General features: G+C 35.0%; 19 protein-coding genes and 2 pseudogenes. 12 read left to right on the forward strand and 9 right to left on the reverse strand.

From position 1 onward, the window contains the following. Nucleotides 1–331: 331 nt before the first annotated feature. On the forward strand, nt 332–2254 hold the full coding sequence (locus tag B3D94_RS09500) for a DNA internalization-related competence protein ComEC/Rec2 (protein ID WP_291757035.1): 1923 nt from the start codon (nt 332–334) through the stop codon (nt 2252–2254). Nucleotides 2255–2286: 32 nt separating this feature from the next. Here B3D94_RS09500 and B3D94_RS09505 read toward each other — a convergent pair whose 3' ends face one another. Then, nucleotides 2287–2424, reverse strand: a complete 138-nt coding sequence (locus B3D94_RS09505) for a YqzM family protein (protein WP_004226902.1) — start codon at nt 2422–2424, stop codon at nt 2287–2289. Nucleotides 2425–2699: 275 nt separating this feature from the next. Between B3D94_RS09505 and holA the strand changes: the two genes are divergently transcribed. Continuing rightward, the gene (holA, locus tag B3D94_RS09510; RefSeq protein WP_291757040.1) at nt 2700–3710 is read left to right on the forward strand and encodes a DNA polymerase III subunit delta; all 1011 of its coding nucleotides are present in this window, start codon (nt 2700–2702) and stop codon (nt 3708–3710) included. 100 nt (nt 3711–3810) lie between these two features. Here holA and rpsT read toward each other — a convergent pair whose 3' ends face one another. Continuing rightward, complete coding sequence (rpsT, locus tag B3D94_RS09515) at nt 3811–4059, reverse strand: 30S ribosomal protein S20 (RefSeq protein WP_069482072.1); 249 nt, start codon at nt 4057–4059, stop codon at nt 3811–3813. Nucleotides 4060–4222: 163 nt separating this feature from the next. Here rpsT and gpr point away from each other — a divergent pair, with 163 nt between their 5' ends. The 4 genes from gpr (at nt 4223) to lepA (ending at nt 10550) form a co-directional block, all read left to right on the forward strand. After that, on the forward strand, nt 4223–5239 hold the full coding sequence (gene gpr, locus B3D94_RS09520) for a GPR endopeptidase (protein WP_069482071.1): 1017 nt from the start codon (nt 4223–4225) through the stop codon (nt 5237–5239). 85 nt (nt 5240–5324) lie between these two features. Next, complete coding sequence (gene spoIIP / locus B3D94_RS09525) at nt 5325–6167, forward strand: stage II sporulation protein P (RefSeq protein ID WP_291757043.1); 843 nt, start codon at nt 5325–5327, stop codon at nt 6165–6167. A 414-nt stretch (nt 6168–6581) separates the two neighbouring features. Beyond that, nucleotides 6582–8465, forward strand: a complete 1884-nt coding sequence (locus B3D94_RS09530) for an acyltransferase family protein (RefSeq protein ID WP_291757046.1) — start codon at nt 6582–6584, stop codon at nt 8463–8465. Between the two features lie 258 nt (nt 8466–8723). Next, complete coding sequence (gene lepA, locus B3D94_RS09535; RefSeq protein WP_069482068.1) at nt 8724–10550, forward strand: translation elongation factor 4; 1827 nt, start codon at nt 8724–8726, stop codon at nt 10548–10550. A gap of 92 nt (nt 10551–10642) precedes the next feature. Here the strand turns inward: lepA and B3D94_RS23010 are convergent. From B3D94_RS23010 to B3D94_RS09545, 3 genes and pseudogenes are all read right to left on the reverse strand, one after another. Further along, nucleotides 10643–10858, reverse strand: a pseudogene (locus tag B3D94_RS23010) (tyrosine-type recombinase/integrase); the annotation flags it as partial. A 114-nt stretch (nt 10859–10972) separates the two neighbouring features. After that, nucleotides 10973–11632 (reverse strand): tyrosine-type recombinase/integrase, encoded by a 660-nt coding sequence (locus B3D94_RS09540; protein WP_291757050.1) that lies wholly within the window; start codon nt 11630–11632, stop codon nt 10973–10975. Between the two features lie 288 nt (nt 11633–11920). Continuing rightward, nucleotides 11921–12091: an ImmA/IrrE family metallo-endopeptidase gene (locus tag B3D94_RS09545; RefSeq protein WP_291757053.1), complete on the reverse strand. Its 171-nt coding sequence runs from the start codon at nt 12089–12091 to the stop codon at nt 11921–11923. Between the two features lie 385 nt (nt 12092–12476). Here B3D94_RS09545 and B3D94_RS09550 point away from each other — a divergent pair, with 385 nt between their 5' ends. The 5 genes from B3D94_RS09550 to B3D94_RS09570 are packed head-to-tail and all read left to right on the forward strand — an operon-like array spanning nt 12477 to nt 13660. Next, on the forward strand, nt 12477–12680 hold the full coding sequence (locus B3D94_RS09550; RefSeq protein ID WP_291757055.1) for a hypothetical protein: 204 nt from the start codon (nt 12477–12479) through the stop codon (nt 12678–12680). Nucleotides 12681–12725: 45 nt separating this feature from the next. Continuing rightward, entirely contained in the window at nt 12726–12986 is a 261-nt protein-coding gene (locus B3D94_RS09555) for a phage holin (protein WP_291757058.1), read from the forward strand. After that, nucleotides 12983–13147 (forward strand): hypothetical protein, encoded by a 165-nt coding sequence (locus tag B3D94_RS09560; protein WP_291757060.1) that lies wholly within the window; start codon nt 12983–12985, stop codon nt 13145–13147. Before B3D94_RS09555 ends, B3D94_RS09560 begins: the two co-directional genes overlap by 4 nt. A gap of 21 nt (nt 13148–13168) precedes the next feature. Next, nucleotides 13169–13459: a M15 family metallopeptidase gene (locus B3D94_RS09565; protein WP_291757314.1), complete on the forward strand. Its 291-nt coding sequence runs from the start codon at nt 13169–13171 to the stop codon at nt 13457–13459. A 9-nt stretch (nt 13460–13468) separates the two neighbouring features. Further along, nucleotides 13469–13660 carry a hypothetical protein gene (locus B3D94_RS09570; protein ID WP_291757063.1) on the forward strand — a complete coding sequence of 64 codons (192 nt, stop codon included), beginning with the start codon at nt 13469–13471 and terminating at the stop codon, nt 13658–13660. A gap of 89 nt (nt 13661–13749) precedes the next feature. Here B3D94_RS09570 and B3D94_RS09575 read toward each other — a convergent pair whose 3' ends face one another. After that, complete coding sequence (locus B3D94_RS09575; protein ID WP_291757066.1) at nt 13750–15054, reverse strand: Ig-like domain-containing protein; 1305 nt, start codon at nt 15052–15054, stop codon at nt 13750–13752. 1231 nt (nt 15055–16285) lie between these two features. Between B3D94_RS09575 and B3D94_RS09580 the strand changes: the two are divergent. Continuing rightward, a pseudogene (locus B3D94_RS09580) lies at nt 16286–16688 on the forward strand (hypothetical protein). 1301 nt (nt 16689–17989) lie between these two features. On the opposite strand, the gene B3D94_RS09585 reads toward B3D94_RS09580, so the two are convergent. Genes B3D94_RS09585 through B3D94_RS09590 form a run of 3 tightly spaced genes read right to left on the reverse strand, consistent with a single transcriptional unit; the run spans nt 17990 to nt 19243 of the window. Beyond that, complete coding sequence (locus tag B3D94_RS09585; protein ID WP_291757069.1) at nt 17990–18526, reverse strand: hypothetical protein; 537 nt, start codon at nt 18524–18526, stop codon at nt 17990–17992. After that, on the reverse strand, nt 18523–18723 hold the full coding sequence (locus tag B3D94_RS23015) for a hypothetical protein (protein WP_414673985.1): 201 nt from the start codon (nt 18721–18723) through the stop codon (nt 18523–18525). The genes B3D94_RS09585 and B3D94_RS23015 overlap by 4 nt, the downstream gene beginning before the upstream one ends. Then, a complete protein-coding gene (locus tag B3D94_RS09590; RefSeq protein WP_069482059.1) occupies nt 18692–19243 on the reverse strand; it encodes a hypothetical protein in 552 nt (183 codons plus the stop codon). The genes B3D94_RS23015 and B3D94_RS09590 overlap by 32 nt, the downstream gene beginning before the upstream one ends. Between the last annotated feature and the right edge of the window lie 149 nt (nt 19244–19392).

Raw genomic sequence — 19392 nt, forward strand, 5'->3', positions numbered from 1 at the left:
CGCTTCCTTAGCAGCGCACAAGTCGGCATGGCTACTCGTTTTAGTACTTCTTTTAGCTCTGTGGCTCATCTTAAAGGGTGAGTCACGTTTCTTAGCAATCATTGTGTTAATAAGTGGCTTATTATCGCATGTTTTTTTTGCTACCATTCAATTAATAGAATCTTCCCCACTGCCTTCCACTTTCCCTCTAACTTGGTCAAACGACTATAAAATAAGCGGTCAAAAGCTCCGTGGTTTTGCTACAACTACAAACGGTCAAAAGTTATATGTAGTATATACATTTTCCTCTCAACACGAAAAAGTTAATTATGAACATACATCTATAGCAGGAATGACGTTTCTAGCGAAAGGTGAGCTTGTGACTCCTTCTCCATCAGCTCATGATTATGCCTTTTCCATGCCAAATTATTTAACGAGTAAGGGTGCAATTGGTATAGTTGAAATCACTAGTTGGACCTTTATGGAGAAGCGCAATTCCCCCACCATATTTCTCGCTAAACATAGACAACAGATGAAAAGGCATATAGAAATGACATTTCCCCAAACACTGATAGCAGAGGCTCAAGCCCTTCTCATTGGAGAGCAGGATCTAATGGATGATGAGCTACAACGAGCCTATCAAAAACTAGGGATCACTCATTTATTTGCAATCTCTGGTTTACATGTAGCACTGATGTCATGGTTATTTTTTGAAGGCTTACTACGCATAGGTATTCGCAAAGAGGTGGCCACTATGGCCTTGCTCATTTTACTACCGATCTACGGAGTCATTGCAGGGGGTGCACCGTCTGTATGGCGAGCAGTTTCAGTGGTGGAATTAATGATGTTGCTCCGTTATTTAAAATGGATGCTGTCAATCGATGATGCACTTGCTATCAGCTTTGCAGGGTTTGTTTTACTTGAACCAGGAGTAATCTTTCAAATTGGTTTCCAACTGTCCTATCTAGCAGCGGCTAGTCTTGTCTATTCTAGTTTTATTTTTACACAGACTAGCAATTGGATATCCCGTTCTTTTTTCGTCACATTCGTTTGTCAGCTACTCGTCTATCCTTTATTACTACATCATTTTTATGAACTTTCCATTTCCTCGTTTTTTGTCAATATTATCTTCGTTCCATTGTTTTCATTCGTTATTTTACCTTTTAATATTGTGGCGTTTGTTCTTACTTATATTTCCTTACCATTAGCAAACCTTTTATTTGCAGGCTATGAGCCTCTGCGAAATGGGCTAACGAATGTCATTTTTTCAATACAAGCCCTGCCTTTTCAATTATGGTCACCAGGTAAACCATCCGTTTGGCTTTGTTGCTTAGCAATGCTAAGCGTTCTCGCGTGTTTTTATTTCTTAGAAACAAAACGTTTTGGGCATGCGATTATTGTTTTAGTCATTCCAGCGATCTGGATTCATTTTTACCCAATGCTGTATAGTGACACAAAGATAACGTTTTTAAATGTAGGGCAGGGTGATTGCATTGTGATTGAATTGCCGTTTAGGGAGGCTGTTTATGTCATTGATGCTGGTGGCCTTTTGCGCTTTGAACAAGAGCAATGGAAGAAGCCAAATAAAGTTTACGAGGTGGGGAAACAAGTGGTAGTCCCATTTCTGAAAGGGAAAGGAATACGAACCATTGATATTTTTATTGTTTCGCATGCAGACGCTGATCATGTGGAAGGAGCCGAGGAAATTTTACAAGAGATTGGGATGAAAGAAATTCACGTTACACCTGGTTCGTTGGGACAGCCTATTATGAGGGATTTGTTAAGGGTAGCCCAAAAGCAAAACGTTCCTATAAAAGAAAAGATGAAGGGCACTTCATGGCAGAAAGGCGAGACTAGCTTTTCTTATTTATGGCCTCATGATACCTATTACGAAGGTAATGATGACTCCCTTGTTTTATACATGCGTCAGAAGGCGTTTACAGCGTTATTTACAGGTGATTTAGAGAAATATGGCGAACAACAGCTAATGATGTATTATGGACCTCTAATAGCTAATCTAACCCTTCTGAAGGCTGGGCATCATGGCAGTAAAACTTCTAGTATCGAATCATTTGTAGAGCTCGTACGACCCCGAGTCACCGTTTTCAGTGCTGGGCTTCAAAATCGTTATGGTCATCCACATGAAGAGGTAGTTGAGCGATTTACCAATCGGAATTTAGCTACTTGGACAACTGGGGTGGATGGCACAATCGAAGTACGTATTCAGAGCAATAGTTTGACAGTTAAAGCAAAAGAAAAAGACCTTGTCCAATGATCAAGGTCTTTTTCCTTCGTATTTAAGTCTGATTACTGTGATACGAACTCTACTATTGTCGCGATAATAAACATTAGTGTGAAAACGCCAAATGATACACCGAAACCAACACCTGAATCGATTGCATCGTTACGTCGACATTGTATGTTTTTTCCTTCAAATGGATTCATTGTTATCCCTCCAATTCTGTTATTTATTATAAGACAACATGTACATAAAAGCTATATCGAAAAGGAGAATTCCCCGTCTGGCAAGGAATCGACACAATTCGGTCAAACTCACTACAGGACCACCTAAGAGGGCTTGGTTATTGCTCGACAGAAATTAAATCTTGGATTGGCCTACCAAATGAACGCCATATAAGTATGGTATCTAGAAGGTTGTAGCCTGCTCAATCCAGATAAAATCATGTATACTTATAGTATTGCTAGATGGAGGGAAAATTATGATTTCAACGGTTTGGAAAACAATAAAAAAAGGTGAGCTGGCACCAGTATATCTACTAGTTGGTGAAGAAAGCTATTTTATAGATGAGACGATTAAGCGTATAAAAGAAGCAATGGGACCAGAAGATGAGCTGGAAATGAACACTTTTGATTTAGATGAAGTGCCTGTTGATGCTGTTATGGATGAAGCGGATACCATTCCCTTTTTCTCTGAACAAAAGCTCATTATTGCCAAAAATGCTTCGTTTTTAAAGGTAACAGAGAAAGGGAAAGAAAAGATTGACCATGATGTGAAGCGACTGGAGGCGTGGTTGTCCAACCCTTCTGATTTTTCCGTAACCGTTTTTATTGCCCCATATGAAAAGTTAGATGAGCGTAAAAAAGTGACAAAAATGATGAAAGAGCATGCATTACTGGTCGAAGTAGAAACACCTAAAGAGCAGGATTTAGCTGTTTGGATTCAAAGTAATGTTAAGGCACAGGGCAATAGCATTACACAGGATGCTATTGAGCTTCTTGTGACGATGGTTGGGGCGAACATGCTTCAATTACAAATGGAAATAGACAAGCTTACCCTTTATCTTGGTGAAGGCGGAGAAATTACGGTATCACTAGTGGAGGAATTAGTGGCAAAAACATTGGAACAGGACGCCTTTAAAATGCTCAACGCTTATTTGGCCAATGATTCAGTCAGCGCTTTGTCGATTTATCATGATTTATTGCGACAAAAGCAAGAACCGATTATGCTTGTTGGACTACTGGCATCCAATGTTCGTACGATGTCGAATGTTTTTTATTTGTTGAAAAAAGGGTACCATCCGCAGCAAATCGCCAAAAACTTAAAAATTCATCCGTACCGTGTCAAATTAATGACTGAGCAACATAATCGTCCATCAGAAGAAAGTTTATTGAGAGCATTATATCAACTGGCGGAGGTCGATTTACAGTTAAAGTCAACAGGTGGAAATCGTGAAAGGTATTTGGAGCTCTTTTTACTTCGTCAACTTTAATATAAAAGCTGTCCGCTATTGGACAGCTTTTATGTTTTCTATAAAAATTAAAAAGACCAGCTACTCTTAATAGAGTGGCTGATCCTTTAAACAATTACGCTTACGCTTTTTTAGCAAGACGAGACTTTTTACGAGCCGCCGCGTTTTTGTGGATAAGTCCTTTTGAAGCTGCTTTATCTAATGATTTGAAAGCTGCTTGTAAAAGATCTTGTTTGTTTTCAGCATTTTCAGCAACAGCGTTTTCAGCTTTTTTCACTGTAGTACGCATAGCAGATTTAGCTTGAGAATTAGCAATGTTAGCTTTTTCGTTAACTTTTACGCGTTTAATCGCAGATTTAATGTTTGGCATATATTTCACCTCCTAAATTAGGTACGAGATGATATCTTCTCATTGATTTCTTGTGTCAATACAACAAAAATCATTTTAACAAACGCTTGGCTAAATTGCAATAGATAAATGCAAAGAATATTTACTTGACAGTTTGAACAAACTACTGCTTGAGGTGATCTGTATGCAAAATTTTAACTGGTATCGGACAGATTTAATCGATGAATCTGAAGAGGTAGTTGTCCATCAGACGAAAGAGCAAAAAGAAAAGCTTAAACAATCGAGTGGCGTTCAAATTGAAGATCGAACAGCCGGTCGAGTAAAAATTACGGATGTCCTAGTGGATGAAGAAGGTGAGAAGCAAATTGGCAAAAAAGAAGGCCAATATATTACCCTTTCTGTTCCGACACTGACATTAGAAGACCATGACGGATTTGTACAGCTCGAGCAAGAATTGCTAAAGAATTTTAAAAAATTACATGAATCGCTCTCCTGGCAAGAAGACGATAAAATTTTAATTATCGGATTGGGTAATCGCACTATTACACCTGATGCGATTGGTCCGTATCTGATTGATCATTTGCATAGTTTAGATGTAATTGATGATAAATTTGTCATGTATGCCCCAGGTGTCACTGGACAAACGGGCTATGAAACGGGAGAGTTTGTAGCTGCTATTGCTGAGCGGCTCAAGCCAAAATTAGTCATTGTCGTCGATGCGCTTGCAACAAGAGCTAGTAATCGACTTTGTAAAACCATTCAATTAACGAATACAGGTATACATCCAGGGTCAGGTGTAGGGAATCAAAGGCAAGAAATCTCCTATGAAATGCTTGGCATTCCTGTAACAGCCATTGGTATACCGACAGTGGTAGATGCACCTGTCTTAATTGCTGATGCGGTTGAAGTTATGCTGCGATCAATAGCGGCTCGCGTAGCTGAACGTAGTAATCCTTCATCGAAGCTATCTTTATCCTCATGGCAGCCAAATATCGACAAAGAGCTTGATATGTCGTTGGTTGAACCTATTTTCGGGGAATGGGCAACATGGACGAGAGAGGAACGTCAGCAGTTGTTTGAAGAAACCTTTGCAGCCTCACATAGACAATTGATGGTAACGCCTAAAGAAGCGGATTACTGGATTGATCGCTACGCAAATTTAGTCGCTTCAATGCTGATGAATTGGGCAAGTGATTTATAAAAATTAGCTAGTTTTATGCATAAATCAAGAAAAATTTTTACGTTCTAAATGACACCCCCGCTCCATACGATATGGGGAGGAGGGTGTGACTTTGCTAAAAAAACTACAATGGTCATTTGGTATATTATTGTTCTTTTTCGTATTACCTGTCATTGCTGGGCAACTTCCGTTCAACAAGCAAACATCGACTCCGATTAAACAACCTGAAGATAAACAAGTCGTGTTTGCCGCTACTAATCTAGAGGAACAGAATGTACTTGAACAAACGAAAGAGCCCGAACCAGATTTAGATCCGTTTAAGGTGTTAGTATTATTTACGCATACGCATGAAGCATACGAACCGATGGTAAAAGCTGTGAGTGGTAAGGTAGCGACTTCTCATGAAACGGTCAACATTATGAGTTTGAAGGATAAGATTGTGAATCATTTTAATGTAAATGGTTTAAAGACTGATGTTCTTGATGTAGATACTATGAAGGAATTACAAGCACAGGGGAAGGGCTATCATCAATCCTATGATGTGATAAGACCTTTTCTTAGTAAACATTTAGAAACCAATAATTATGATCTAATACTAGATTTGCATCGGGATTCCTTAAAACATGATCTTACAACGATCTCATATAATGGAGAAAACTATGCGAAAATCGCTATCGTCGTTGGGGCAGAGCATGCTAATTACCGCTGGAACACAGCCTATGCAGAAAGTTTATCATCTACATTAAATGCCATCGTTCCGAAAATATCAAAAGGTGTTATTTCCAAAAGTGGAGATGGTGTCGATGGGAGATATAATCAAGATTTAGCAAAGCAAATGATGATTATTGAAATCGGTGGGATTGGCAATACAGAAGAAGAGGTAAATCGAACGATCGCGGTAATCGGGAAAGCCATATCAAAGGCATTTGTTAATGATTCAAAAAAATAAACATAGTAGTCAAAAAGTGAGTCTCATTTAGGCTCGCTTTTTGATATTTTATTATAATAAAAATTTCCAGAAAAAAATCTAATTATTTGGCTTTCCATTGCTCTATTCTTGCCTTATAATTTTCAAGTTGGCTCACGATTTTATAATGAATGAAGGCATATGCTAACAGGGCGAAAGAGCTTTTGTAGTATCTACCATTTATGGTAATGCCTTTTTAGAAATACATATGTAGAGAATGAATTTTATAAGAGACTAGAAAAGTAATGACATTCAATATTTCTCTAAAACTTTTATCGTTTCTCAAACGTCAAACATATAAGTGAACAAACTAATCATTTGAGGGGGGATGATTTTCAATCAAGGTTTCTCATTACTTGACAATAGGTTTTATAGATTATTGAAGGAAGGAATAGTATGTCAGGCAAGTCATTAAATCATCGTTACATTCCTGGACTAGACGGGATTCGAGCATTAGCCGTATTAGCAGTTATTGCTTATCATTTTAACTTCAGTTGGGCTAGAGGTGGCTTTTTAGGAGTTGATATCTTTTTTGTACTATCAGGCTATTTAATCACCTCTACCATTTTACCTTTAAAGGGCAACCAATTAACAGTCAGTCTAAAGAAATTTTGGATTGGACGATTTAGACGGTTACTACCGGCTGCCTACGTTATGATTATTACATCATTTGTTTGGGCAATGCTCTTTCATAAAGAGCTCCTTCATACATTACGTGGAGATGCACTGTCTTCTATTTTCTATTCAAGTAATTGGTGGTTCATCTTTCATAAACTTTCTTATTTTGATAGTTTTGGTTCTCCATCACCCTTAAAGAATTTATGGTCATTAGCCATTGAAGAACAATTTTATGTAATTTGGCCGTTGCTTTTAATGATAGGATTGTTTGTTGTAAAAAAACAAAGTAAACTAGCAAAGGTTGTTTTTATTGGGGCTATTTGCTCGGCCTTATTAATGGCGATACTTTACCAGCCAGGTGCTGATCCGAGTCGTGTATATTATGGAACGGACACACGCTGTTTTGAATTATTAATTGGCTGTTGGTTAGCGCTTGTTTGGCCAATGAAAAGACTATCATCACAAAAATTATCAACAAGCCATATGAAGAAATTAAATGCTATTAGCTTTATTTCATTTACTATTTTCCTTGTGAGCATTATGTATGTGGATGAATTTCAAACATTCCTTTACAGAGGCGGAATGTTCCTATTTTGCTTGAATGCAGCCGTATTAATTGCTTGTGTTTGTCACCCAGTTAGTATTTTAGGAAGAATACTTGCGTGGAAACCACTATGTTGGATTGGATCACGATCCTACGGAATTTATCTTTGGCACTACCCCGTTATGGTATTAGGCACACCTATTCATGAGATTGGAAACCCCTCATATTGGCGAATTGCGCTTCAGCTAGTACTCATCGTGACGATTGCAGAATGTTCCTATCGCTTTATTGAAATGCCGATTCGTAAAGAAGGGTTCTGGGCATATTATCGGAAATATTTCGTATTCAATAAAAAGAAATGGGCAAGCCTCACATTTTCAAGAAAAGTATCTACTGTCATGGTTCCACTTTTCCTTCTTGTATTTTTCACAGGGATTACAGGAGTCGTGGGAGAAGGGCAGCAAAGTTCAAAGGAGTCGTATCCAACTGCCATTAAAATTAATGGTGATGGACCTAGGGCTAATCCAATAAAAGAACAGGACAAATCAACTGACAATCCTTCACCTAGTAAGGAAGAAGGAGTTGATGTTCCAGATATAGAAACACCAAAGCCAGAAGAAAACGAAACAAATGTTGCGCCACAGAAAGATGAAGCTTATCAAAACATACTAGCAATTGGTGATTCTGTTATGATCGATATAGCAACGAGCTTACATAAGGTTTTTCCGAACATTACAATTGATGGGAAGATAGGTCGTCAAGTTTCACAAGCTGTCAAGCTAGCACCAAATTATGCGAGTTTTAATCAATCTAATAATGCGATAATTATCCAATTAGGGACAAATGGCTATTTTACGAATGACCAAATAGATACACTTCTTGCTGCATTTGCTCATGCGGATATTTATTTAGTGAATACACGTGTGCCTCGTTCATGGGAAGGGAAAGTGAATGCAGCTTTACTCGAAAAGTCAGAGGAACATGAAAATATTACACTCATTGACTGGCATGCGGCAGCCCTTAATCATCCAGAATACTTCGCTCCAGATGGTGTTCATTTAGAGAAAAAAGGTGTAGAAGTTTTAACAAACCTTATTCAACAATCTATCAACCAATAAACTAATAAAAAAAGTCAGTATACACAGCTTTTGTCTGTGTAGCTGACTTTTTTTATTTCACAGAATAAAATAATTTTTTCCATCAATACTTATTGAGGAGTCCAATCCCACTGTATTTATTTACTTAAAACTATGAATTTTAATAACGGTAGTAAACATTGAAAGTATTGATATTATAGGGTTTCTAGTCTAGTTGCTGTTGTACTTTGAGTAGCGTTCATAGTATAATTCATTATAGTTTAATTAGGAGTGGAGAAGATGAACCGAGAAGCACGTTTAAAACGACAAGAGAATATACGAAATTTCTCTATTATTGCACATATTGACCACGGGAAATCAACGCTTGCTGACCGTATTTTAGAGCAAACAAAATCATTAACATCCCGTGAAATGAAAGCACAGCTCCTCGACTCAATGGATTTAGAGCGTGAGCGAGGCATTACGATTAAATTAAATGCAGTTCAATTAAAGTACGAAGCAAAAAACGGTGAAGTATATACATTTCATTTAATCGACACACCAGGACATGTCGATTTCACATATGAGGTTTCCCGTAGTTTAGCTGCTTGTGAGGGCGCCATTTTAGTAGTGGATGCTGCCCAAGGTATTGAAGCGCAAACACTTGCAAATGTTTATTTAGCTCTTGATAATGATCTAGAAATTTTACCTGTTATTAATAAAATTGATTTACCAGCAGCAGATCCTGAACGCGTACGTCAAGAAGTGGAGGATGTCATCGGGTTAGATGCATCTGAAGCAGTATTAGCTTCTGCTAAGGCAGGAATTGGGATTGAGGATATTTTAGAGCAAATCGTTGAAAAGGTACCAGCACCAACAGGTGATCCAGATGCACCTCTACAAGCCTTAATCTTTGACTCAATTTATGATGCCTATAAAGGTGTTATCATCTCCATTCGTGTTATCAACGGAACTGTAAAGCCTGGAGATAAAATTCGCATGATGGCAACAGGAGCGGAATTTGAAGTAATTGAAGTTGGGGTACATACACCAAAAGTTGTGCCACAAACTGAATTAACGGTTGGGGATGTAGGCTATTTAACGGCATCTATTAAAAATGTAGGGGACACACGCGTAGGGGATACAGTAACCTATGCAAACCGTCCTGCTACTGAACCACTAGCAGGATACCGTCGTTTAAACCCAATGGTATACTGTGGTTTATACCCTATCGATACAGCCAAATACAATGATTTACGTGAGGCTTTAGAAAAATTAGAGTTGAATGACTCGGCTCTACAGTATGAGCCTGAGACATCTCAAGCACTTGGTTTTGGTTTCCGTTGTGGATTCTTAGGATTACTACATATGGAGATTATTCAGGAGCGAATTGAACGTGAATTTAATATTGACCTAATTACAACAGCGCCTTCGGTAATTTACGAAGTCCATATGACAGATGGCTCTTCCATCAAAGTAGACAATCCTTCCTTTATGCCAGATCCACAAAAAATTGATCGTGTAGAGGAGCCATATGTGAAAGCTACAATTATGGTACCAAATGATTATGTAGGAGCGGTCATGGAGCTATGCCAAATGAAGCGCGGTAATTTCATGACAATGGATTATATTGATACAACTCGTGTAAGTATTATTTATGAAATGCCTTTATCAGAAATTGTATATGATTTCTTTGATTATTTGAAATCAAATACAAAAGGCTATGCATCATTTGACTATGAATTAATCGGTTACCAGCAATCAAAATTAGTGAAAATGGATATTTTACTAAATGGTGAGCAAGTCGATGCACTAAGCTTTATCGTGCACCGTGACTTTGCCTATGATCGCGGTAAAATTATCGTTGAAAAATTAAAAGAATTAATCCCACGTCAACAATTTGAAGTTCCAATTCAAGCAGCAGTTGGCCAAAAAATTGTGGCTCGTTCAACAATAAAAGCTATCCGTAAAAACGTTTTAGCGAAATGTTACGGTGGGGATATCTCACGTAAACGAAAGCTTCTTGATAAACAAAAAGAAGGTAAAAAACGTATGAAACAAGTAGGTTCAGTCGAAGTCCCACAAGAGGCATTCATGGCTGTACTGAAGATGGATGATACGAAGTAATATTGGGTGTAACAGTGTTTATAGGGGTTTAATTAAATAGTTTTGTATCAGTTGGGTGGAGATTGCCACCGCATTGAAATTGTGCCAGCAATTTATAAATCCTTAGCGATGGAATCAAATATATCGGCAGCATCTCTTGCCATCTTCTGTGTTAAATGGACATAGCGGTCTTCAGTAATTGCTGATCTGCTGTGTCCTAATCTTTTTTGAACAGTTTTTATTTGTTGTCCACTTTCAATTAACATAGTTGCATGAGTATGTCGTAAAGAATATAATTGAAATCGATACCTAGCTTTTTTCTGATTAGATCTCTTGTTTGATACTTTATAACAGCAGGAGTGTAATGTTCTCCGTTTTCTTTTTTACAAACAAAATCGTGATCTGGATCTTGAAGATAGAATTCGCCATACTTTAATCGATTTTTAATTTGTTTCTTTTTTGTTTTCTTTAACATCTCCATTAGTTCTGCCAACTGGTATAGTACGATATCCAGCTTTAGATTTTGGGGTAGCAACAACCCATTTAAAATATTCTTTTCCATTTTCATCTGTAATCTTTTTATTAATTAATTGCTGTTCAATTTCTACTGTCATTTCATCGAAGTTAATATGCTTCCATTCAAGTCCACATAATTCTCCGACTCGAACTCCACAATGAAAGCCTATATGAAATGGTAAATAGAATGGATGATCCTCATTTATTTTTTCATTTAAGAGTCTTAAATTCTCTTTTGATTGTATTTTTAAATCATCTTTAGTTGGCTTACGGTCCTTTTCTTTTAATAACTCTACATATTGCATTGGATTTTCATTTATATACTTATAACGATAAACAGCTTGCTTCAATGATTTGTTGAGTATTCCTTGTATAATACTGATTGTTTGTCTAGCCAACCCTTCCCGTACTTTTAAATTCATGAATTGTTGTAAAACATGTGGTGTAAGAGATTTCAATTTATATTTACCAATGTGTGGTAAAATGTGATTTTTAATAGTAATACGGTAGTTTTCTTGTGTATTTGGTTTTAATTGTAATTGTACATATTCGATTTGCCAGAACATAAGAAAATCATGTAATGTCATTTCAGAAGGTTTAAATACAGTACCTGCATTTTCATACTCTAATATTTTTCTTCTTAATACAGATTCTGCTTCAGCTTTAGTTTGAGCATCATCAGCTGGACGTTCTATTTTTTTGCAGCTCCCTTCTTTTTTGTTTATTCTAATAATTTCACATAGTAATCGCCGTCTTTGAAGAATGTACGTTCTATTTTAAAGAAATTTTTTACCATCTATACTTTTTAAAGATAACGTACTTCGGGAACGCCTTTTTCTTTAACAGCATCATAGATGGTAAAACAATTATTATTCTCAATAATATAATTCATCAGGTAATAATAATTCAACAGCAAATGTATTAGCCTCAATTTCTAATTTATCTGTTGAAAATAGTGTATGTATTTTTAAGAAGGAAGTGTTGATATCTGGATGCTGAACTGAATGACCTAATTCATGGCCACATATAAAGATTTGAGATTTCATATCAGCATCTTAATTAATATGAATTATAGGTACTCTAAAATGCTTACTGTAATATCCTAATGCATTACCTAATGGTTCAAACACAATGTGAATACCCATACATTTAGCAAGCTTAAATGGATCATTGGTGCCATATTTTTTTACTAATTGATTAACCATTGACTTGATTGAAGACACACCAACACTTCGAGTGTAGATATAAGTAAAAATATATATACAAAGTATTTTAAAACTGATAAGTAGACAATAATAAGCCTTCCACAGATAATTGTGGAGGGCTATTTTTATACAACAAGACCAAAGCTATACACTGTACCGAGCAGTGCAATTTTTATTTGTGAGGTGTTGACATGGATAGTCAAACAGTAGCTTTAATTGGAATTTTATGTACGGTATTAGGGGCTTTTATTGGAATACTTACAATCGGAATCGTGACAAGGATGTAAAAAATGATGCGTCTGATTCAGCAGTAATACGCACGAAATTAGACAATATTAACGCTGGGGTAGAATCGATTAGGATTGATATTAAAGCTCAAGAAATGCGTGTTACAGGGCTATCAGAGCGTGTAATTCGTGTAGAGGAATAAGTAAACAAGCACATAAACGTTTGGATAAAATGGAGGGAATATCACATGAAAATTAACTGGAAAGTACGTATACAACATAAACCATTTTGGGTGTCATTAATTGCATTATTACTAGTGCTCGCTAATCAAATAGCGGGCATTTTTAATGTCGATATTACTGTTTATAACGCTCAAATTACAGCTATTTCAGAGACTGTATTAAGCATTTTAGGCTTACTTGGTATTATTATCAACCCTACTACTGAAGGTACCTCAGACAGCGAGCAAGCACTGAATTATGCCAAGCCAAAGGGTGATGTGAAATGACAAGCATTACAACAACCTGCCGAGATATTTCTGAACTATTACCAGCTGCACAAACAGCCTGTCGATTGTTATTCCAAGAGTGTTATAAAGTAGGTATTAAGAACGTCTTTATTACTGAAACATATCGCTCTCAGGAACGGCAGAAATACCTCTATGCATAAGGACGCACTCGACCAGGGCAAATTGTTACTTGGACATTAGACAGTAATAATCACAAATCACGTTTAGCTTGGGACATTGCTGTTGGTCCTCCACAATCTTTATATGATGTAACTACATTAAACCGAGTAGGGGCTATTGCACGAAAGCTAGGCATCGAGTGGGGAGGTACTTGGACGAATGCTATTGATCGTCCGCACTTTGAGGTTAAAGCTAATTGGATTATGCCAAAGGGTTATAAGTTAGAAGGCACTGTAATAGTGCCAAGTAATAGCAAGATGAAAGTCCAATTAATTGTGGAAGACAAAAAGTAGGAAATTAAAGTGACAAATTCAACATGGAATCCAGGTTCACCAGCTATGAAAACTGAAACAGAAAACTTTATTGCAAAGGCTGTTAAGGATGAGATTATTCAAGAATCACATTTGAAGGATTTACAGAATGGTACAATGACAAGCGATAGATTGTTAGGTTTATATATTACGATTCAGCAACGTAGAAATAATAAAAAGTAGTTAAAATCAGTACAGTACTTGTTGAATATAATCATAAAAATAACAAAGCCCAGGTACTCAATTAATTTTGAGCCTGGGCTTTTTTGCGTTTAATATTCTCTTACTTCAAACGAAGCAATCTTATCATGCACGATATATTCAGTTACCTTTTTATAAGGAGAAATTGTTTTTGAAAATTTGAATGTTGAAGTACCTTGAGCACTATCAAACCAATTTAAGTAATTGTTTAAAATTGTATTAGACACATCATATTCTTTGGTAATACCATTTACTAAAGTAATACTTAGAATAGCACTCGAAGATTCATTGATTGGTTTTTTAACAATCACAGTAGCTGTGGCTACTAAATCTGTGTTTTCTACTTTAGCAATAATAGTTGTTTCGCCTTCACGAATAGCTGTTACATTGCCATTTTGATCTACGGTAGCGATTGATTCATCACTCGATGACCAGATTACCTTTTTATTTGCTGAGTCCTCAGGTGAAATTGTAGCTGTTAATTTATCTTGACTACCTTCTAGAAGCTCTAAAATGTTTCTGTCCAATGTGATCGATTCAGATTCTGCATTTCCTTGCTTCTTAACAGTAACTATACATTCCGCAATTAGGTTTATATTTGCTACTTGGGCTGTGACAGTAATTACACCTTCTTTAATAGCTGTAACATTTCCGTTTTGATCAACAGTTGCAATACTTTCATCACTACTCGTCCAAATTACATTTGCCGTATCTGGAGAAACTGTAGCAGTTAGCTTTTCTGAGTCACCTTCAAATAATTCTAGATTATTTTTGTCTAATGTGATTGATTCAGGTTCTGAAGGTATTGATGTTTTTTCCATCATTTGAAGTTCAGAAATTGCTGTGTTGATGGTACTAGCTTTGCTATTAGTAAGTGTAATATTAACCCTGTACTTATTATAATAACTAGAATTTTCAAAAGTGAAGCTTTGGCTTGGTTTTTCTTTCCAATCATTTTTTGTGACATTGCTCTGAGAATCTAAGACTACCCAATTTGAACCATCCCAAGCCTCAAATGTCCATGTATTTGGAAATTTTTCTGGCCAACTTCCGTTATTATGTATTACATATTTACTAATTGCTTTTGGACTTGAAAATTCATAGGCTAACCAGCCTGTTTTTTGGGTAGTTCCCCAAGCACAGTAACCACCACCGCAAGAATAGTTTTCTACACCGTCAAATGCTTTCCAACTTGGATAAGCACCCAAGTTACTTGAAGATGAAGCTTTACCAAACTCTGATACATCCGATGTCATTTTAGGTATTAAATTTTCTGAATACCCATCTTCAGCATGAGCACTTTCAACACTAATACCAACTAGTATTAGTAACGTAAATGCCAAATAAATAAAACCTTTTTTAAACAAATTAACCACTTATGTATCCTCCTTTAAAATTGTTAAAGGTTATTTCTTTTAATAACCTTCAAAGACAACTTTAACCATTTAGATACTTATTTACCATGATAATAATCGGTTATTTTTTATAATAAAAGCCACTCGATTGAGTGACCTTGAATTATTTATTTACTACAGTGTTCATTGCATCAATGTATTTTTGAATATCAAGTTCTTTATTATTCATTCTTATAATTATTGTGCCAACCTGTGCATCTCCAAATTTCTTGGCACTAACTTCTTGGGCTTTTTCAACACTTGGCCATTCATAAATACTAACATCTTCAGAAGTAATTAATTTAGTACATTTAAATTTAACGCAATTATGACTATTGTCTCGTGGTTCAGTTGTACTTAAACCAGCATTTTGGAATGCTTTTAGTATATCATCTGCTGTGTAAGTAGCAGTTGATTGTGGTAATTCTTCAGCAGTCGTTTCGTGTGTTTCTCCAACATTATAGTTAAATTCAAATACACCAAGTTCATCTAATCCAGTAGTTGCTTTACCTTTATCATCAGGTGCAACTTTTGCTGTTGCAGCGTATGTATTTGCAACACTGCCTTCTGTTTTAATATTTACCCAGATTGAACTAACATCTTCATATGTCCTAGTCTTTTTTGTACTGTTTAACAGGTGTACCGTTTTCCATTAAAGTTGTAGCATGTGTGAAGAACTACCTAAAGCGAGGGGCATTCTAACCATCTTGAACATACGAAATCTGAGGTAAGAGCAATAGTGGCATTAGTGGATTGGAGATTTAATTTTGGATGATAATGCGAAAAGTTTCTGAGTTAAAAACACTAGGGGATAAGGATTTTAAGCTAATTTATTTAGCGTAAATATAACCTTTATATACAGCATAATAGACATTGAATTCGCCTTCTTTAGCATAATTAAATAAATTTAAGTCTCCACCATATAGGAAACTACCTCTCATTTCACTATGATAAATAGTTCCTGGCGGAATTGAACTAAACGTTTTATTAACTGTGACATAATAAGAACTTGGGTTAGAAGCAAATTGGTCTATAGTTGGAATAGGATTGTGAATTGTAAGCTCTGCTGCCGAAGCGATACCTGATGGATAGATGAATAAAGTAAATGGAAAATATTTCTATTCAAAATATTAGGTGTTATTTGTGGTAGATTCATATCTGCCATGCGTTTAAGAGAAACAAATAATTTGAGTAAAAAAAGTAGGTGCTGCACATACATTACGAGTGGTTAAAGAACTATCAAAAATTAGAGGATGAAATTGCAGATATCGAATTTAATTTAGAACGTAGTAAGAAGGAATTGAAACGTTGGGTGGAAGGCGACTTAACAAAAGTAAAATTAACTTCAGAAAGCCATGGAGCTCAATTAGAAGAAATCATTGAAGCTGCTGAACGTGAATTAGTGCATAAAATAAATGATTTAGAGGAAATGAAAAAGCTGATTTAATACATTCAGAGGGTTAGATAATCAAATATTGTATAAGCATCATGTAGAGGGAAAAACGCTTATCTCCATTGCAGATGAATTAGATAAAAGCCCAAATTACATTTACAACAAGCATGCACAGATAATGAAAATGGTTAAGTATAAATATACGGAGAGAGTAAATGGATGATTGAAAGATATTGTTCAGTAAAGTTATTTATCTTTTATAGGTTTTACAAAGAATGAAAAGAACATAACAGAAACCCCTATAGCAATGAATAGTATTGCTATAGACTTATTTGAAATAAATGAATTGTATTCTAGGGCACCGATTAATCTCACTGATCCGATTGAAAGCGATAAGATGCCAAAAACAAATATGATATGTCCAATTTTAGAATGTGTTTTCATTTCATAACAACTCCTGATATTTAGGTTAATAACTTACAAAATGATAACATGATTAGGGAATATTTGAAAATATGGTTTGGTTTGATTGTTGCATAATATGAAGATACTATCCCAAACCTAACTTAATGTAATGTTATGTTGTAATTATATTATAGAACCTATTGTAATATTTATTTAGATTGCTCTGGTGTTGGTAATTTTGAAGAAGTAAAAATCCAAGCAACAGACGCAGGGTGGAAAGCAATTAAAGGTCACATCTAACCAGGTATGGCTTTTTAATCGGAGGGAATAAGTGGATCAAAATAAAAGGTATTATAAAATTTATAACTTAAAGAAATTCACTCGGAATTTAAATCTCATTTAAAGGATAAAAATATCAAAGAAGATACAACTGTAAAGGATATATAAAAGATAATGTGAACAAATACTCTTATAATGAATTGGAAATTATGAGTGAAAGTACCTTAAAATATAAAGCTTCGATGCTATGGTGTATTATTTAAATTAGTTACCTCTTCTTCATAATCTACTACTTCTGTGCAGATGCACTTTCAACACTAATACTAACTAGTACAAATAACGTTAATGCTAGATAAATAAAACCATTTTTCAATAACTTACTCTCTTATGTATCCTCCTTTAAGATTATATAAGGCAATTACTTAAAAAAATTTATAAAAACAACTTTAAACAATGAAGGACTTATTTACCATAATGGAAATTTGTTATTTTTGATAATAAAAAAAGCCCCTCATTTGAGTGACTAATTTTTGAAAATAATAATATTTTAATGCTTCGTCCATTGAATTTTTAAACTTCTCAAATTCAGCATCTTTCATATCACCATTCATTTGTATTAAAAACAACCCATTTGCATGTGTGTGTAAAGGGTAAAGGAGATTCTTTACCTAATTCATCATAATATGATTTTGCTTTTTCTAATCCTTTTTTATCTTTGAAGGGATTTTGAAGGTAGAAAGATTATTATTTCACAGGGCAAATAATATAAAGACCAAAATAGCTTAAACGTGCTATTTTGGTCTCATTGATATATTATATTGTATTAGTTGAATAAAGCTATTAACTTATTTCATTAATAATGCTTTTTATCCAATTAGAAATTAACATATCACTCTCTTCAAAAGTCAAATCACTCTTTATTTTTAGATAATGTAAATCTTTTCTTAACATCGGTAACTTTTCTCTTAACGGATAATTGTTTTCGGATTCTTCATCGATAAAAACTAATTTTTGACCGCTATCTAAAGTTTTATATATTCTACCTGTATACTCAAGGTTATCAATATAGACATAAGCATGCCCTCTAGCTCGGGGATTTAAGTAAATATGATTCCCTTTTAGTTTAGAGAGCGAATACATAAAAGCTTCTAATCTTGTTTTATTAATATAAAATTTATGTCCATAGTAGAGTTGTTTGTGTTTCTTTGGATTGATATCAAATGTCTCGTATCGAACACAAATATCGGTTTCTTTAGGTTGTTTCTTATAGGTCCAATGAGAAAATGGTAACAACCGTTCTTTTACTAAATAATCAATATTACTATGGTCTAAATCACAACCATAACTTAAAATAAAAACTTCATTTAATTCATTCAATTTGGAGTTCCCCAATTTGGTAAACTTCTATGTCTCAAGAGTATTTGTTCATGATGGTCTACAAAATTGTCATATTTAAGATGGTAATGCCAATTAGTAACTGCCTTATTTTGTTCAAGGCCTACATGTCCTCTCATGATAGAATTACCATTTTTCCCGTAAATTTCAAAAAACGTGTTCCCCTTGTTTGATTCCATTTGCCCCAGAACCCTCTGGTCCTACAAATTTAGAATAGCCATGTTTATTAATTTCTTTTTCAGCTGCTGCTATCCATTTATCCTGTACTTTATCTTTTACTTCATCACCAATCTCTTTTTTTATTTTATCACCCATTTTCTTTTTAAGTGCATCTTTAATTAATACTCTGATTAATACATTTGCTACACGTGGTTGAATGTTATCATTCTGTGAAACAGCAAATGCATTTAAAGTTATTGATGGATAATTAATATCATAAAAATATTTTAGTAATGCAATATTTTGATCTTCAAGACCATATGAATTAAGAAAATTAACATCAGCATTTTCAAGAAATAAACTGCTATGTTCAGAAATAATATCTAAACTTAGTTGTATATCATCTTCAGTTAAATTTGATTCTTGTCTAATTAAATCTAACTCATTTTGAGTGTTAGCGGAACTAGTTAAAGGTAAAGTTAACTGAAGCATTAATGTAAATATTATTAAGATTGATAATTTGTTAAGTATTTTTTTCATTTTCGACTTCTTATTTTTTAATTATTTAGTATTCCGGAATATCAACTTGATTTTACTATATATTACAAAGTTATCAAATAAAAACCTTAAAATGGGATGATTCCTAATATTAACACTATTTAATGGAGATGACTTGATCTAACCGGGAC

Origin of the sequence: Lysinibacillus sp. UBA5990 (genome assembly GCF_002429815.1) — a bacterium.
Classification (GTDB): domain Bacteria; phylum Bacillota; class Bacilli; order Bacillales_A; family Planococcaceae; genus Lysinibacillus; species Lysinibacillus fusiformis.

What these genes read in the sequence shown, in the direction of transcription:
- holA (WP_291757040.1), top strand. Translation starts at nt 2,700, where the DNA reads ATGATTTCAACGGTTTGGAAAACAATAAAAAAAGGTGAGCTGGCACCA.
- B3D94_RS09530 (WP_291757046.1), top strand. Translation starts at nt 6,582, where the DNA reads ATGTCAGGCAAGTCATTAAATCATCGTTACATTCCTGGACTAGACGGG.
- B3D94_RS23015 (WP_414673985.1), bottom strand. Translation starts at nt 18,723, where the DNA reads ATGGAATCAAACAAGGGGAACACGTTTTTTGAAATTTACGGGAAAAAT.
- B3D94_RS09540 (WP_291757050.1), bottom strand. Translation starts at nt 11,632, where the DNA reads ATGACATTACATGATTTTCTTATGTTCTGGCAAATCGAATATGTACAA.
- lepA (WP_069482068.1), top strand. Translation starts at nt 8,724, where the DNA reads ATGAACCGAGAAGCACGTTTAAAACGACAAGAGAATATACGAAATTTC.
- B3D94_RS09550 (WP_291757055.1), top strand. Translation starts at nt 12,477, where the DNA reads ATGTACGGTATTAGGGGCTTTTATTGGAATACTTACAATCGGAATCGT.
- B3D94_RS09500 (WP_291757035.1), top strand. Translation starts at nt 332, where the DNA reads ATGACGTTTCTAGCGAAAGGTGAGCTTGTGACTCCTTCTCCATCAGCT.
- B3D94_RS09560 (WP_291757060.1), top strand. Translation starts at nt 12,983, where the DNA reads ATGACAAGCATTACAACAACCTGCCGAGATATTTCTGAACTATTACCA.
- gpr (WP_069482071.1), top strand. Translation starts at nt 4,223, where the DNA reads ATGCAAAATTTTAACTGGTATCGGACAGATTTAATCGATGAATCTGAA.
- B3D94_RS09505 (WP_004226902.1), bottom strand. Translation starts at nt 2,424, where the DNA reads ATGAATCCATTTGAAGGAAAAAACATACAATGTCGACGTAACGATGCA.
- rpsT (WP_069482072.1), bottom strand. Translation starts at nt 4,059, where the DNA reads ATGCCAAACATTAAATCTGCGATTAAACGCGTAAAAGTTAACGAAAAA.
- B3D94_RS09545 (WP_291757053.1), bottom strand. Translation starts at nt 12,091, where the DNA reads ATGAAATCTCAAATCTTTATATGTGGCCATGAATTAGGTCATTCAGTT.
- B3D94_RS09590 (WP_069482059.1), bottom strand. Translation starts at nt 19,243, where the DNA reads ATGAAAAAAATACTTAACAAATTATCAATCTTAATAATATTTACATTA.
- B3D94_RS09555 (WP_291757058.1), top strand. Translation starts at nt 12,726, where the DNA reads ATGAAAATTAACTGGAAAGTACGTATACAACATAAACCATTTTGGGTG.